Origin of the sequence: Cylindrospermopsis raciborskii Cr2010 (assembly GCF_003367075.2) — a bacterium.
GTDB classification, from domain to species: Bacteria; Cyanobacteriota; Cyanobacteriia; order Cyanobacteriales; family Nostocaceae; genus Raphidiopsis; species Raphidiopsis raciborskii.
Genome location: NZ_CP065936.1, coordinates 385,799 through 400,990, shown reverse-complemented (window position 1 = coordinate 400,990; position 15,192 = coordinate 385,799). Strand labels below are relative to the sequence as shown.

Here is a 15,192-nt window from a genome sequence, read left to right as displayed (position 1 = left end):
TTAGAATATTAGAATAATTGGCGATCGCGTCTTTTAAATTATAGGTAGTAATTCCAGTAGTATTTTATTTTATGGCATTAAAAACACAAAACAGCAATTACGAAGTTAAAACCCAAGAAATTGCCCAGCAGATTCTCGCTAACACCCAGGAAGGTCGTTCCTTTTTTGCTGCTTTACGGGATCAAATGCGATGGGATGACAAACTGTTGGGGTGGACTATGGGTAATCCTGGGTTGCGGGTGCAATTGTTTCGTTTTATAGACACTTTACCTGCGCTCCATAGCAAAGTGGAAATTGCCTCCCATTTACAGGAGTATTTGGGTGATGATTCAGTGGAATTACCACCAGCATTGAAAAGTTTGTTAAATTTTGCTTATCCGGATTCTATGCCAGGTCAGGTAGCTGCTACCACCGTAGAGACAGCCGTGCAAACTCTGGCACATAAATATATTTCTGGAGAGAATATCCAACAGGTAATTAAAACCGTGGAAAAACTCAGAAAAGAAAAAATGGCTTTCACTATTGATTTACTTGGGGAAGCAGTCATTACAGAAATAGAGGCACAGTCTTATTTAGAAAAATATTTAGAATTGATGCAGCAGTTAGTGGAAGCATCAAAAAAATGGCAACATGTACCTATTATTGACGAAGCTGATGGAGAAATAATTCCCAAAGTACAGGTTTCAGTGAAATTAACTGCTTTTTATTCCCAATTTGATCCTTTAAATGCTGAAGGGAGTGAAGCAAAGGTAAGCGAGCGGATTCGGACTTTGCTACGTCGATCGCGGGAATTGGGAGCAGCAGTACATTTTGATATGGAGCAGTATGGCTATAAAGATATAACTTTGAAAATTCTGAAAAAGCTATTATTAGAAGAGGAATTTCGTCAACGTACGGATATTGGCATAACTATTCAAGCCTATTTACGTGATAGTAAGGAAGATGTCCAAGGGGTAATTGACTGGTTGAAACAACGAGGTTATCCCCTAACCATTAGATTGGTAAAAGGCGCCTATTGGGATCAGGAAACTATTAAGGCTGCCCAAAAACATTGGGATCAACCAGTTTACAATGATAAAGTAGCTACGGATGCTAACTTTGAAGCCATAACTCAGCTTCTTTTAGAGAATCACCAATACGTTTATTCTGCTCTGGGTAGCCACAATGTTAGATCCCAAGCTCGTGCCATAGCCATTGCAGAAAGTCTCAACGTTCCACGACGCTGCTTTGAAATGCAAGTTTTGTATGGCATGGGGGACAAAATTGCTAAAGCGTTAGTAGATAAAGGTTACCGAGTGCGAGTCTATTGTCCCTACGGTGATTTATTACCAGGGATGGCCTATCTAATTCGCAGACTATTGGAGAATACGGCTAATAGTTCTTTTTTAAGGCAAAATCTGGAAAATCGTCCGGTTGCTGAATTGTTAGCTCCTCCCATAGTGGAAGAAACTCCCATTCCAGAAAACCCAACACAAGATGATTTTATAGGTGCTGCGGATATAGATTATGCTGAGGAGCAAAAACGAGAAGATTCCCGATTGGCTTTTGAGCAGGTGCATCAACAATTGGGGAAAACCTATTTACCCCTAATTAATGGAGAATACGTTAATACATCAACTATTATCGATTCCTTAAATCCTTCTGATTTTAGTCAGGTAGTGGGCAAAATTGGCTTGATTAGTGTGGAACAAGCTGAGGAAGCAATGCAAGCTGCTCAAGCTGCTTTTCCCCATTGGCAAAAAACACCTGGGCCACAACGAGCTGATATTTTGCGTCGCGCAGCAAACTTAATGGAAATCAGACGAGCTGAATTGGCAGCCTGGATTGTATTAGAAGTGGGCAAACCTGTTAAAGAAGCTGATGCAGAAGTTTCCGAAGCTATAGATTTTTGTCGTTATTACGCTCAGGAAATGGAACGTCTGGATGGGGGAGTGGTATATGATGTAGCTGGAGAAACCAACCGTTATATTTACCAACCCAAGGGAATTGCTGTGGTCATCTCCCCCTGGAACTTTCCGCTGGCGATCGCCTGTGGTATGACTGTTGCTGCTCTGGTTGCAGGAAATTGTACTCTGCTCAAACCAGCAGAAACCTCTTCTGTGATTACCGCCAAGTTTACACAAATCCTTCTAGAAGCGGGAATCCCCAAAGGTGTTTTTCAATATGTGCCCGGAAAAGGATCTCAAGTGGGCGCCTACCTGGTTAATCATCCCCAAACCCATGTAATTGCTTTTACGGGATCTCAGGAAGTGGGATGTAGAATTTATGCTGAAGCTGCTATTGTTAAACCAGGACAAAAACATCTTAAAAAGGTAATTGCCGAAATGGGAGGTAAGAATGCCATTATTGTAGATGAAAGTGCGGATCTAGACCAAGCAGTGGTAGGAGTGGTTCATTCCGCTTTTGGTTATAGTGGTCAAAAGTGTTCCGCCTGTTCTAGGGTAATTGTATTACAACCTATCTATGAAACGTTTTTAAATAGATTAATTGAAGCAACCAAGTCCTTAAATATTGGTGCAGCAGAGCTACCTAGTACCCAGGTTGGTCCAGTGATTGATAGTCAAGCTAAAAACCGGATTTTAGAATATATAGAGATGGGCAAAAAAGAAGCCAAATTGGTTTTGCAGTTGGAGTCCCCATCTCAAGGGTATTTTGTCGGACCTGTGATTTTTGCTGACGTTCCTCCCCAGGGAGCGATCGCCCAGCAGGAGATATTTGGTCCGGTTTTATCAGTAATTCCTGCGCCAGATTTTGATCAAGCGGTAAAAATTGCCAATTCAACCAACTATGCTTTAACTGGGGGTATTTATTCCCGCACACCTTCCCATATTGAACAAGCAAAGAGGGAACTGGAAGTGGGAAATTTGTATATTAACAGGAATATTACCGGTGCGATTGTAGCTCGTCAACCATTTGGTGGGTTTAAACTTTCTGGTGTGGGTTCCAAAGCAGGTGGTCCTGATTATTTATTACAGTTTTTAGAACCAAGAACCATAACTGAGAACATTCAACGTCAGGGTTTTGCTCCCATAGAAGGAGCAGATTAACGGGTAAAAGGTAATTTACCGATCATTAAGCAAAAGACGACTGTTATTATCAATATAGGTGGGAGCACCACTATGACTAATGGCTCCATATTTTGCAATGTAAGACCGAACTTCTAGGGGAAAGGTGGGATATTCCAAGATTCCATCCCCATCCGCTATGGTGGCCCAAAATTCTCGCAGGTCAGGAGCTAGCTTTTGGGCCTGATTTAAGGGTAAATTCAAGGGGGGTAAGGTGAGTAGTTTGATCACAAAGGGAAAGGAGCGATCGCCCATCCATTGTCTGGATGATTGTTGTAAATCGGGAAATTGGGGTACTGATTGAACTCGATGGGAGAATATTTGTAACCATTCTCTCCCTAGATGGTCTCGTTCATATTCTAATACTCTATAGGGATGGGGATAACTGACAAGGGAACCGGTGGTAATATCATAAACTCCGTTGGACTGGGCTACATCTTGTACATGTAAGTGTCCTGTAAACACTAGTTTAACCCCATGTCTAACCAACAGGTCTACTAGCTCTCGAGCGTTCTCTAACATGTAACGATTAGCCATGGGATGGGTTGCCTGGTTGGGTAAATGCTCAACAACATTATGATGAATCATAACCAAGACTAATTCATCCTTTATCTTGGACAATTCTGACTCTAACCATTGAAATTGTTCCGGGTCTAAAAGTCCTATCTGTTTACCATGGTGGTCAAAGGTGTTAGAGTTTAACCCAATTAGTCTCACACCTGGCAATATTTGACGGTTATAATAGAAATGGTCTGGGTGATCATAGCCAAATTTATGGTAATAATAGGGAAACTCCATAAAACCAATAGACTGGTAATTGGCTAACAATACGGGGACATCATGATTACCAGGGACAACATAGCTAGGAAATGGTAGCTGTGATAGTCTGTTGCTCAACCAGGCGTGATTTTCTGGTTCACCGTGTTGGGTGAGGTCTCCCGGGAGTAAAAGAAAATCCAGATCCAGTTGGGTGAGATGTTCTAGGACAATTTCTAAAGCGGGGATACTTACTTCCACTAGGTGGAACCGATCAGGATGATCCCATATGGTGTGGGGTAGAGCAATGTGCAAATCGCTAACTATGGCAAAGCGAAACTTCATATCTGTTAATTTAAAAAAATGTTAAAACCACTTATCTGTTTAATCTAAAATGTACACTAAATTAGACCTTTTATAGTCTTTGGAGGTGGAAATTTTGCCTTTGATTCGGGTGCGTCAGCACGTTAACCCTCTAGCTAGAAAGTTCCAAACTCCTATTGATCCACCAATATGGGAACAGGTTTTTTCTCAAACAAACCAACCTCTACACTTGGATATTGGAGCTGGACGAGGTAGGTTTTTATTACAAATGGCTCAAAGAGAATTAAACTGGAATTTTTTGGGTTTAGAAATTAGAGAACCTCTGGTGACGGAAGCTAACAGATTAGCTGGTCAATTAGATTGGCAAAATTTACATTATTTATTTTGTAATGTGAATAATTCCCTAGAGCCAATTTTGTCCAGTTTGCCAACGGGAGTTCTACAACGGGTAACTATCCAATTCCCCGATCCTTGGTTTAAATCCCGTCATGCTAAACGTCGTGTGGTACAACCCCAATTGGTGTCACATTTGGCTAATTACTTGGTTGTGGGTGGAGAAGTGTTTATACAGTCTGATCAACATTTTCTAGCTACTCAAATGTGCGATCGCCTGCAAGAACACCCAGCATTTAACGGGGTATGGTTATCGGAAAACCCCCTAGTCCCCACAGAACGGGAAATAGCTACCCAGAATAAGGGTGAACCCATTTACCGCGCTTTGTTTGTTAAGATATAGCTCCTGGTGCTCTGGTTAAAGGTTTTAAATATACTTCCTCATTCTCTAAGGATTCACAAAACACTGTAATTGTTGAAGTTTGAATCAATCCCTCACTGTTTAAACTAAAAACCTGATGACGATAGTAGGCATAAACGTCAAATAACCCGCCAACAAAACCAAAGGTCAGACCAATGATTAACAATCCATGGAGGGGACTACCAGTGCCAAAGGTAGCTAAAAAATGCAGTATGTCATTGGGTATGTCCTGAGTCACTCCATGTAAGATAGGGATGAGTCCAAACAAACATAGACAGGACAATAAAAAACCAACAAATAATATTGGAGCTATAAAACTCAATACTATGGCCAGTAAAACTGAGCGGAGAAAGTTAGTAAAAACCATCATTTCAGGCCATCTCCAAGATTTAAGACGACGACAGACCAAAACCTGCACGTCAATTTCTACAATAGGGGCGATCGCGATGAAAAATACGGATTTGTCAAAAATCTTAAATCTTAATTAAAATACAGATGAAAATTACCATCTAGTGCAGGGTCAGTTTTAGGGAACCCCAAGTGGTAAAACCCTTGATATACATGGGTTTGGTTAATTAATTACATTTAGATATGTTGTATCGGGTTAAAAATTAAGATATGTTAAGATGTAATTAGTGAGAAAATCCTTAACCAAAGTTAATATAGTGATCAAAATGGTCAAGAGAAAAAAGCGAGAAGTTTCGCTATTCTTAGAAGAGTCACCGAGTTAGATAGAAGACATTGAGCCAGACTATATCTAAATCCAGTTTAGGACTATGGGGTCAAAGACTGGTGGAGGCGATTTTTTTAGGGGGACAAGTGACACTGCACTTGCTCAGGGGAAAAATTCATCGTCGTAACACACTAGAGCAACTAGCGGTAGTGGGACCAGATTCCCTATTTATAGCCTTACTAACGGCGATTTTCGTCGGTGCAGTGTTTACAATTCAGGTAGCGCGAGAGTTTATTAACTTTGGTGCTGGGAATTTGGTAGGGGGGGTATTAGCAGTAGCTTTAACCCGAGAATTATCACCTGTACTCACAGCAGTTATTTTAGCGGGTAGAGTAGGTTCTGCATTTGCGGCAGAAATTGGTACTATGCGGGTTACAGAACAAATAGATGCTTTGTTAATGTTAAAGACTGACCCTATTGATTTTTTAGTCATCCCTCGTCTTTTAGCATGTTTATTAATGTTACCAATTTTGACCCTGCTATCTCTGGTTACTGGAATGTGGGGAGGATTGATAATTGCTACCAATCTTTACAATCTTTCGGATACGGTGTTTTTAGACTCAGCGCGTAACTTTTTAGATCTGCGAGATATAACTAGTGCCATGATTAAGGCAGCGTGTTTTGGGATTTTAATCGCCATAATTGGTTGCAGCTGGGGTTTAACCACGACAGGGGGAGCTAAGGGTGTGGGACAATCAACCACCACAGCAGTGGTTACTGCTCTGTTAGTGATTTTCATTAGCAATTTCTTTTTATCATGGTTGATGTTTCAGGGAGCGGGTAATCCATCTATCAGACCTTAATTATTTCACCTACAACTCTCAAAAATTATGACAAATTATCCCTTATCTAGTAGTTTATCTACCACGGAGCTCAAAACTAGTTACAATATTCCTCTGGTATTAGTAATTAGTTCTATTCCCCTATTAGTGCTTCAACCTTTATTGGGTGGTGCGATCGCGCTATTTGGATTATTTCTCATGTTTCAAGCTGTGTCGTTGCGGTTTTTATTTACTGGGAATGACTTTGATATTTACCGAGGTGAGAAGTTAATCAGGAGATTTCCTTATGGGGAGTGGCAAAGTTGGCGAATTTTTTGGGATAGGGTGCCAATTTTGTTCTATTTTAGAGAAATCAAAAGCATCCATTTTTTGCCAATTTTATTTGACCCTAGAACCCTGAAATCCTGTTTAGAAAGATTGCAAGCAGAGGGTAAAATACCCTAGGGAGGCACAATTATTTGTAGGATGGGTTAACCCCATGGGGGTGTTGGGTTTCATACTTCAACCCAACCTACGTTCATCTTATATTTAATTCCACCCACCCACTTATCCACGAATTGTTTTTAAAAACGGTTCTGGTCTAGTTTTAATATATATTATTTTGTCAATTGTATGAAACATTCATCGTTACCCTTAGACCATACCCTGGAAAAAAGCCCCAATTGGCAGTTACTTATTTTAAGTAATGGTCACGGAGAGGATATAATTGCAGGAAGGATTATCGAAGAACTAAAAAAGCTCCCCTCAGCTCCCGATATTTTTGCCTTACCAATAGTAGGAGAAGGTCATACCTATCAAAGTTTAAATATACCCCGTATTGGGGATGTAAAAACCATGCCTTCAGGTGGTTTTATCTATATGGATAGTAGTCAACTGGTACAGGATATCCAAAGTGGTCTAATTCAACTCACCTGGAAGCAAATTCAAGCAGTTCGTATCTGGGTAAAATGTCAAAGAAAATTGGGCAATCACCAAGGAATTCTAGCAGTGGGTGATATCATACCTCTATTATTTGCCGCCATCAGCGGTGCTAATTATGCTTTTGTGGGAACCGCAAAATCAGAATATTATGTGCGGGATAAAATCGGTCTACTCAGGAGAAATTCCCAAAAATCTTGGTGGGAAAACTTCTCCGGTTCCATTTACCACCCCTGGGAAAGATGGTTGATGAGTGGTCGTCGCTGTCGTGCAGTTTTCCCTCGAGATACCCTAACCACGGAAATTTTAAGAAGGTGGCCTATCCCAGCTTTTGATGCAGGAAATCCCATGATGGATGGTTTGGAGCCTTCTTCTAATACACCCCAATTTCTAGATTCCAATCTCCAAAAATCAGAGAGTTATTACCCCCTCATTGTTACTTTACTCCCCGGTTCCCGCACTGGTGAAGCATATAATAATTGGGAAATGATTATGGTGGCTATATCCGGTTTAATGGAGAGTTTACACGGGCAAAAAATTATTTTTCTCAGTGCGATCGCTCCCGGTTTGGACGAGGCAATTTTATCTGAAAGTTTAAAAATTCAAGGTTGGGAAAATCATCACTCATCCCCCATTGCTATTAGGGATCCCCATGCTTTAGTTTTTAAACAAAGAAATGCCTATTTACTATTAACAAAAACATCTTATAATGAATGTCTACACTGGGCACATTTAGCCATTGCTATGGCGGGTACCGCCACAGAGCAATTTGTAGGACTGGGAAAACCTGTAATTGCTTTTCCAGGTAAAGGTCCTCAATATAATCCCAATTTTGCTGAAGCTCAAAGTCGTCTTTTAGGAGTTTCTTTAATATTATTAGATCACCCCAGACAAGTTCCCAAAACCGTTTCAAATCTGTTCCAAAATCCTGACTTTTTCCAGGAAATTGCCACAAATGGATGGGAACGTATGGGGAAACCAGGAGCAGCAAAACGCATTGCTGAATGTTTGGAAGTGAGATTGGGCTCACCCAACCAATCCTGAACGTAGAGCCCGCACAGCAGCTTGGGTTCTATCATCCGCACAGAGCTTATTCAAAATATTGCGAACATGGGTTTTTACCGTTCCCACTGTAATATAGAGTTTCTCTGCTATTTGTCCGTTGCTACAACCATCCACTATTAATTCCAAAATTTCCAACTCCCGTTGGGTCAGGGGAGAGCTTTCTAGCACCTGTTCGTACTCTATGGCTAAACCCTCTATTTTGACCATGTTTGGTTTATCCCCTGCTTCCCCCGGTGACTGGACACGCATCCTCCTTAAAACTACATTCGCGATCGCTGGATCTATCCAAGAATTTCCCGCATAAGTAGCATTTATAGCTTCTGTTAATTTATTAATGCTAGTCTCTTTCATGTAATAGGAGTCTGCTCCCGCTGCAAAAGCAGCTAGAACTGATTCTTCCGTACTATCCATGGTCAAAACCAGTATTTTGGTATTGTTCTGTCCGTTTTCAGTTTGATGGCGCTTAAACTTACGAGTTAATTCTATCCCATCCATATCAGGTAATCCAATATCGACCACAGCCACATCTGGTTTAGTAGTTTCCAAAAGTTTTAGTCCTTGAGTTGCATTTGCTGCTTCGCCGATTACCTTCAACCCTGGGTGGGACTGGATGACAGTCTTTAAACCCATTCTAGTTAAATCATGGTCTTCTATTAAAATAATGCTAATTTCACTCATTGTCGTACCAAATTAACCAAATTATCATAATTATCTTGGAAATTCACCCATTAGGTCAAACTCCTTGTGTCTAATATCCCCAAGGGGATCTTAGATGATATATGTTGTAAATTACATCTATCTTAGGGAAGAGTAAAAATATAACCAGGGATATATGCCAAAAGTTCCGGGATATGAAATGCTGATGCGAATACGAAATAATGTGGGTATAACTTGAGTCTGGGAAACCGGTCATCTGGGCGCGTAAAACTGGTCTAAAAATTAGACAAATATATGTAAACGGGGGGGAAATGGAAACTAATGGAAGAGAGGCTAAAAATTTTGGTTGTGGATGAGGATGACTTAGCACGTAAGCTATTTCGTTTAGTGGTAAACGAAACCAGGTTATCCTTGGAATTATGGGAGGTCAGTGACAGCAAGAATGTTTTTTGTGTCCTAGAAAGTGCTAGATTCGACTGTATTTTTCTTGGTTCTCCTTTGGTGGATGGCACTTTGACCCTAATTGACAAACTACATTTCTCCCAGATTAAAGTCCCCCTGGTGATTCTTACAAGTCCAGGAGAGGAAAAAACCGCTCTCAATTTATTACATAACGGTGCTACAGACTATTTAAATAAATCCAGTCTCACTCCAGAAATTTTATCTATAACACTGCGAAATGCAATTCGCTTGCACCAGTCCGAGACTAAAGCCCAGTTAGCTTATAGTCAGCTTAAAGAAAGCCATGAAAAGTTGATTCGTAGTAACGATGAATTAGAGAGACAACGACAACAAATTCAACTACAGAATTTGAAACTATTAGAAGTATCAAGATTGAAATCACAATTTTTGTCAACCATATCTCATGAGTTGCGAACCCCCATGAATGCTATAATCGGGTTTGCCCAAATTCTACTGCGTCCTAAATTTAGTCAGCTAAGTAGTGTACAGACGGATATGTTAAAACGCATTCTGAATAATGCCAAGGATTTGTCGATGTTACTGAATGAGGTTTTAGACTTTTCTAAGATTGATTCTGGTAGATTAGGATTAAAACCAGAAATTTTCGATCTGTCTAAGATGGTTAATCATACTGTGGGTGAAATCCGCTCTTTAGTGGAAGCCAAGAAGTTATCTTTATCTGTAGAAATAGATTTGGAAAATACTCTTGTATTTAATGATCCTGTACGGGTGCGTCAGATTTTAATTAACTTGCTTTCAAATGCTATTAAGTTTACAGAGCGCGGGTGTGTTTGGGTTAGAGTTACCGAAACCAGTAAAAGTCGCATAGCTATTTCTATTAGGGATACTGGAATTGGTATTTCCAATCAAGATTGTGAACATATTTTTGAAGCATTTAGACAGGTAGACCAAGGTATGAGTCGTAAATATCCAGGGACTGGATTGGGTTTAGCAATTATTGATTCATTAGTGAAAATCATGGGAGGAAAAATAATGTTGGAAAGTCAATTAGCAGTAGGTTCACTATTTACAGTTGAATTACCAAGACAAGTTAGTGTAAATTCACTCAGTGAAGAGAAACTGAGCTATTTGGAGAAAAAAGGTCGCAGTATGTCAGTTCCAGAAAAATGGAGAGCCAGATATTAGTCCTTGTGGGGGAGCGTCAATAAGTAGGGAGGCACAATTATTTGTAGGATGGGTTAACCCATGGTTGATCTTATATTTAATTCCACTCACCCACTTAAACTACCAATTAAACTAAATTTACTCAGGTGGATAGGGTATGTCAGTTAGCAAGAGTGATCAAGTTGCGCGTATTCTTGTAGTCGATGATAGAAGAGATAATTTAATTTTAGTCCAAACCCTATTAGAGAGTGAAGGGTATGCAATTGATTCAGTTTCCGATGGAGCAACAGCTTTACAAAAAACGGTTCAATCCCCTCCAGACCTAATTCTTTTGGACGTAATGATGCCAGAAATGGATGGTTATGAAGTAACTCGCGCAATTCGTAGCTATACTAATATTGATTACATTCCTATTTTACTGATTACAGCTTTTGATGAATCTAGTGTGGTGGAAGGATTAGATGCGGGTGCGGATGATTTTATTCGTAAACCATTTGATACTAATGAGTTATTAGCAAGAGTCCGCTGCTTGCTGAGACTGAAATACAGTATTGATGAACAACAAAAAATGAGTCGACAACGAGAAGATTTTGTCTCCCGACTAACTCACGATTTGCGCACTCCTTTATTAGCAGGAGATCGTATGTTAGACCTGTTTCAAAAGGAGACCTTTGGTCAAATTCCTCCTGAAATGAAACAAGCGATCGCTATGATGATTCGCAGTAATCAGAACTTGCTAGAAATGGTAAATAATCTTTTAGAGGTTTATCGGTTTGATGCTGATAAGAAGTTTTTAAATTTGCAAGCATGTGATCTGCAAGAAATAGCTCAGGAAGTAGTTAATGAATTGATTCCATTGGCTATGGAAAAAAACCTAACTCTGAAATTAGAAACCGGTTTAGAAAAACCAAATGTGGTTCTGGGGGATAGGCTAGAATTACGTCGGGTTCTCAACAATTTAATTGGCAATGCCATCAAATTTACTGATCAGGGAACTGTGGAGGTAAGCATTTTTGAAAAATCCCGCCACAAAGATATGGCACAGGTTATTATTCAGATATCGGACACTGGATATGGTATAGCACCGGAAGATCAAACTATTATTTTTGAAAGATTTCGTCAGGGTAAAAATAAAAGGTCTGGTAGTGGTTTAGGATTGCATTTATCCCAACGCATTGTTGAAGCACATGGGGGTAAGATAGAGCTATGTTCACAATTGGGTAAAGGTAGTACGTTCACTATCAAATTACCAAAGGTAGTATAACATTACAACTACCAAAGGTAGTATGGGGAGGCGCAATTATTTGTAGGGGGGAACGAGACCCATGGGGGTGTTGGGTTTCATGCTTCAACCCAACCTACGTTCATTACAACTATCAAGGGTAGTATGGGGGGGCGCAATTATTTGTGGGGGGGAACGAGACCCATGGGGGTGTTGGGTTTCATGCTTCAACCCAACCTACGTTCATTACAACTATCAAGGGTAGTATGGGGAGGCGCAATTATTTGTGGGGGGGAACGAGACCCATGGGGGTGTTGGGTTTCATGCTTCAACCCAACCTACGTTCATTACAACTATCAAGGGTAGTATGGGGAGGCGCAATTATTTGTGGGGGGGAACGAGACCCATGGGGGTGTTGGGTTTCATGCTTCAACCCAACCTACGTTCATTACAACTATCAAGGGTAGTATGGGGGGGCGCAATTATTTGTGGGGGGGAACGAGACCCATGGGGGTGTTGGGTTTCATGCTTCAACCCAACCTACGTTCATTACAACTATCAAGGGTAGTATGGGGAGGCGCAATTATTTGTGGGGGGGAACGAGACCCATGGGGTGTTGGGTTTCATGCTTCAACCCAACCTACGTTCATTACAACTATCAAGGGTAGTATGGGGGCGCAATTATTTGTGGGGGAACGAGACCCATGGGGGTGTTGGGTTTCATGCTTCAACCCAACCTACGTTCATTACAACTATCAAGGGTAGTATGGGGAGGCGCAATTATTTGTGGGGGGGAACGAGACCCATGGGGGTGTTGGGTTTCATGCTTCAACCCAACCTACGTTCATTACAACTATCAAGGGTAGTATGGGGGCGCAATTATTTGTGGGGGGGAACGAGACCCATGGGGGTGTTGGGTTTCATGCTTCAACCCAACCTACGTTCATTACAACTATCAAGGGTAGTATGGGGGGGCGCAATTATTTGTGGGGGGGAACGAGACCCATGGGGGTGTTGGGTTTCATGCTTCAACCCAACCTACGTTCATTACAACTATCAAGGGTAGTATGGGGGGGCGCAATTATTTGTGGGGGGGAACGAGACCCATGGGGGTGTTGGGTTTCATGCTTCAACCCAACCTACGTTCATCTTATATTTAATTCCACTCGCCTACTTATAACATTACAATGATAGTAAAATAAGTTTTTGAAAACTTGCCATTAGCGTGTGATATGCCAGAAAAAAATTTCCCAGACCAAAGCACCCGATTGTTTTCTCACCTCAAATTTGATGGAGAGCGATTAAATCATCAACCGGGTAGCCTTTTAGGTAGCACAGCTTTAATCACTGGAACTACCATTGGTGCTGGTATTCTTGCCCTACCTGCAGTTACCCTACCTTCAGGTGTATTACCTTCTAATGTTGCCATTTGTCTGGTTTGGCTCTACACCCTATTATCGGGGTTACTAATTGCAGAAATTACTGTAAATGTGATGAGTATGGAGGGAATTGCTCACATTGGTTTTTTGGCAATTGTGGAAAAAAAATTGGGTAATTTAGGAGCAAGAATAGCAGGTGCTGCTTATTTAATTGAGCATTATGCTATTTTGGTGGCATATATTAGTCGAGGGGGAGATATCCTCATATCTACTTTTGCCAAAATATGCAATTTAGATCAGGATTTACCCCATTGGTTAGGTACAACAACTTTTACTATATTATTTGGAGGGATGTTGTATTGGGGGAAAGAGAAATTTGTGGAAAAATTAAATAATGTGTTGGTAGGAATTGTGATTGTTTCCTTTATGGGAATATTATTTTTGGGGGTTGGTCATATAAAAACTTCTCTATTCTTGTTCCAAAATTGGACCGCTGTGGGTGGTGCTATTTCAGTTATTTGTGTGACTCTTTTTTATCAGAATATTGTTCCTGTGGTAGTGACTCAATTGGAAGGAGATATCCCCAAAATTAGAAAATCTATTATCATTGGTTCTGGTATTCCTCTAATTTTATTTCTTTGCTGGAATACTGTTATTTTGGGCAGTGTGAATTTTGAATTTTGGCAAATAAATCAACCTAACGGATCTATTTTCGATCCCTTACAAGTTTTACAAGCAGGGGGAGCAGGAGAAGTTTTGGCGATCATATTAACTGTGTTCTCGGAATTTGCTATTGTCACATCCTTTATTGGTTTTGTCTATGGATTGATTGATTTCTTTCAGGATCTTTACCGTCTCAATCAGATGAAAATTTCCCGGTTACCTATTTTCTCTCTGGTGCTGCTTCCACCCCTGGGTTTGGGCACAATCAACCCCTACATCTTTTTTATAGCTATAGAATATAGTGGGATCCTCACTGTTTCAATTTTGGGTGCTATTATTCCCGCAATTGTTAGTTGGCAACAACGACAAAAACTACCAAATTCTATTTACCAGTCCCTGATTCCCGGTGGGAAAATCACATTGGCTATGATGATCATCATAGCAGTAACTCTAATGACAAAACAAGTTATAGAAATTATTTCTCTAATACAAATAAATATCCCTACCTTATTTTATCTATTAGCCAATTGATCACACCTTCCACATCTGTTACCTGTTCTCCAGGTGGTAGGGGTGGACGCTTTACCATCACCACTGGTATACCCATCTCCCTTGCTGCTATAATTTTTGGGTAGGTGGCGCTCCCCCCACTGTTTTTACTGACGATCGCATCTATATTATATCGGGTGCAAATCTCTCTTTCGTCTCTCAAATCAAAGGGTCCTCTATTGAATAATATCTCTCCACGCGGAATCTTACTATCTACCTCTGGAGGATCAATCATTCGCATTAAAAACCATATTTCCTCTAGATGAGCAAAAGCTCCTATTTCTTGTCTACCTATGGTTAAAAAAACTCTTTTGATTGGGTTGATTTGGTTTTTAAAAACTTGGTGACTCACTCTCTGCTTATCTAAAATGACCGCAGCTTCCCTATTGTTCTCTACTTCAATCCAATTATCCCCCGGTTCTTTTTCCCAACCTGGACGATGAAATAATAATCGGGGAATCCCTACCTCTCTAGCTGCTGTGTCCGCATTCCAAGATATCCTATCCGCAAACGGATGACTCCCATCAATTACAATATCAATTTTCTGTTCCCGTAAATATTCTACTAACCCAGGTACACCCCCAAAACCGCCAATGCGCACGTTAGGGGGCATAACCGGATTCTTGGTTCGACCCGCCCACGATGCGATCGCCTGTATTTCCGGAATTTGATTTATTTTGTTAGTGATTTCTATGGCATCACCGGTACCACCAAGAATTAAAACGCGTATCATAAATA

13 protein-coding genes are annotated in these 15,192 nt (G+C 40.6%); 9 read left to right on the top strand and 4 right to left on the bottom strand.

Going from position 1 to position 15,192, the window contains the following annotated elements; translation table 11 throughout:
- The first annotated feature begins 71 nt into the window (after positions 1 to 71).
- The gene (gene pruA / locus C6N34_RS01780) at positions 72 to 3,047 is read left to right on the top strand and encodes an L-glutamate gamma-semialdehyde dehydrogenase (protein WP_006276750.1); all 2,976 of its coding nucleotides are present in this window, start codon (positions 72 to 74) and stop codon (positions 3,045 to 3,047) included.
- A 15-nt stretch (positions 3,048 to 3,062) separates the two neighbouring features.
- Here the strand turns inward: pruA and C6N34_RS01775 are convergent, their stop codons facing one another.
- Entirely contained in the window at positions 3,063 to 4,166 is a 1,104-nt protein-coding gene (locus tag C6N34_RS01775) for a metallophosphoesterase family protein (protein ID WP_057178680.1), read from the bottom strand.
- Positions 4,167 to 4,260: 94 nt separating this feature from the next.
- On the opposite strand from C6N34_RS01775, the gene trmB reads away from it, so the two are divergent.
- Positions 4,261 to 4,881, top strand: coding sequence for a tRNA (guanosine(46)-N7)-methyltransferase TrmB (gene trmB / locus C6N34_RS01770; RefSeq protein ID WP_115538838.1), 621 nt, complete (start codon positions 4,261 to 4,263; stop codon positions 4,879 to 4,881).
- Here trmB and C6N34_RS01765 read toward each other — a convergent pair.
- Positions 4,871 to 5,221: a hypothetical protein gene (locus tag C6N34_RS01765; RefSeq protein ID WP_329606422.1), complete on the bottom strand. Its 351-nt coding sequence runs from the start codon at positions 5,219 to 5,221 to the stop codon at positions 4,871 to 4,873. The genes trmB and C6N34_RS01765 overlap by 11 nt on opposite strands.
- Positions 5,222 to 5,225: 4 nt before the next feature.
- Between C6N34_RS01765 and C6N34_RS01760 the strand changes: the two genes are divergently transcribed.
- The 4 genes from C6N34_RS01760 to C6N34_RS01745 all read left to right on the top strand — a co-directional run bounded on the left by C6N34_RS01760 (position 5,226) and on the right by C6N34_RS01745 (position 8,376).
- Complete coding sequence (locus tag C6N34_RS01760; protein WP_167317739.1) at positions 5,226 to 5,387, top strand: hypothetical protein; 162 nt, start codon at positions 5,226 to 5,228, stop codon at positions 5,385 to 5,387.
- 253 nt (positions 5,388 to 5,640) lie between these two features.
- A complete protein-coding gene (locus tag C6N34_RS01755; protein ID WP_006276746.1) occupies positions 5,641 to 6,435 on the top strand; it encodes an MlaE family lipid ABC transporter permease subunit in 795 nt (264 codons plus the stop codon).
- A gap of 27 nt (positions 6,436 to 6,462) precedes the next feature.
- Positions 6,463 to 6,858, top strand: a complete 396-nt coding sequence (locus C6N34_RS01750; protein ID WP_006276745.1) for a DUF3119 family protein — start codon at positions 6,463 to 6,465, stop codon at positions 6,856 to 6,858.
- 168 nt (positions 6,859 to 7,026) lie between these two features.
- Positions 7,027 to 8,376: a lipid-A-disaccharide synthase-related protein gene (locus C6N34_RS01745; protein WP_057178677.1), complete on the top strand. Its 1,350-nt coding sequence runs from the start codon at positions 7,027 to 7,029 to the stop codon at positions 8,374 to 8,376.
- Here the strand turns inward: C6N34_RS01745 and C6N34_RS01740 are convergent.
- Positions 8,359 to 9,075: a response regulator gene (locus C6N34_RS01740; protein ID WP_115538840.1), complete on the bottom strand. Its 717-nt coding sequence runs from the start codon at positions 9,073 to 9,075 to the stop codon at positions 8,359 to 8,361. The two genes, C6N34_RS01745 and C6N34_RS01740, sit on opposite strands and share 18 nt — an antisense overlap.
- Positions 9,076 to 9,375: 300 nt before the next feature.
- Here C6N34_RS01740 and C6N34_RS01735 point away from each other — a divergent pair, with 300 nt between their 5' ends.
- From C6N34_RS01735 to C6N34_RS01725, 3 genes are all read left to right on the top strand, one after another.
- Positions 9,376 to 10,662, top strand: a complete 1,287-nt coding sequence (locus C6N34_RS01735) for an ATP-binding response regulator (RefSeq protein ID WP_057178676.1) — start codon at positions 9,376 to 9,378, stop codon at positions 10,660 to 10,662.
- A 136-nt stretch (positions 10,663 to 10,798) separates the two neighbouring features.
- Positions 10,799 to 11,905: a hybrid sensor histidine kinase/response regulator gene (locus C6N34_RS01730; RefSeq protein ID WP_115538841.1), complete on the top strand. Its 1,107-nt coding sequence runs from the start codon at positions 10,799 to 10,801 to the stop codon at positions 11,903 to 11,905.
- A gap of 1,190 nt (positions 11,906 to 13,095) precedes the next feature.
- Entirely contained in the window at positions 13,096 to 14,436 is a 1,341-nt protein-coding gene (locus C6N34_RS01725) for an amino acid permease (RefSeq protein ID WP_181407043.1), read from the top strand.
- Here the strand turns inward: C6N34_RS01725 and C6N34_RS01720 are convergent.
- Positions 14,408 to 15,187: a cobalt-precorrin-6A reductase gene (locus tag C6N34_RS01720; RefSeq protein WP_006275729.1), complete on the bottom strand. Its 780-nt coding sequence runs from the start codon at positions 15,185 to 15,187 to the stop codon at positions 14,408 to 14,410. The two genes, C6N34_RS01725 and C6N34_RS01720, sit on opposite strands and share 29 nt — an antisense overlap.
- Between the last annotated feature and the right edge of the window lie 5 nt (positions 15,188 to 15,192).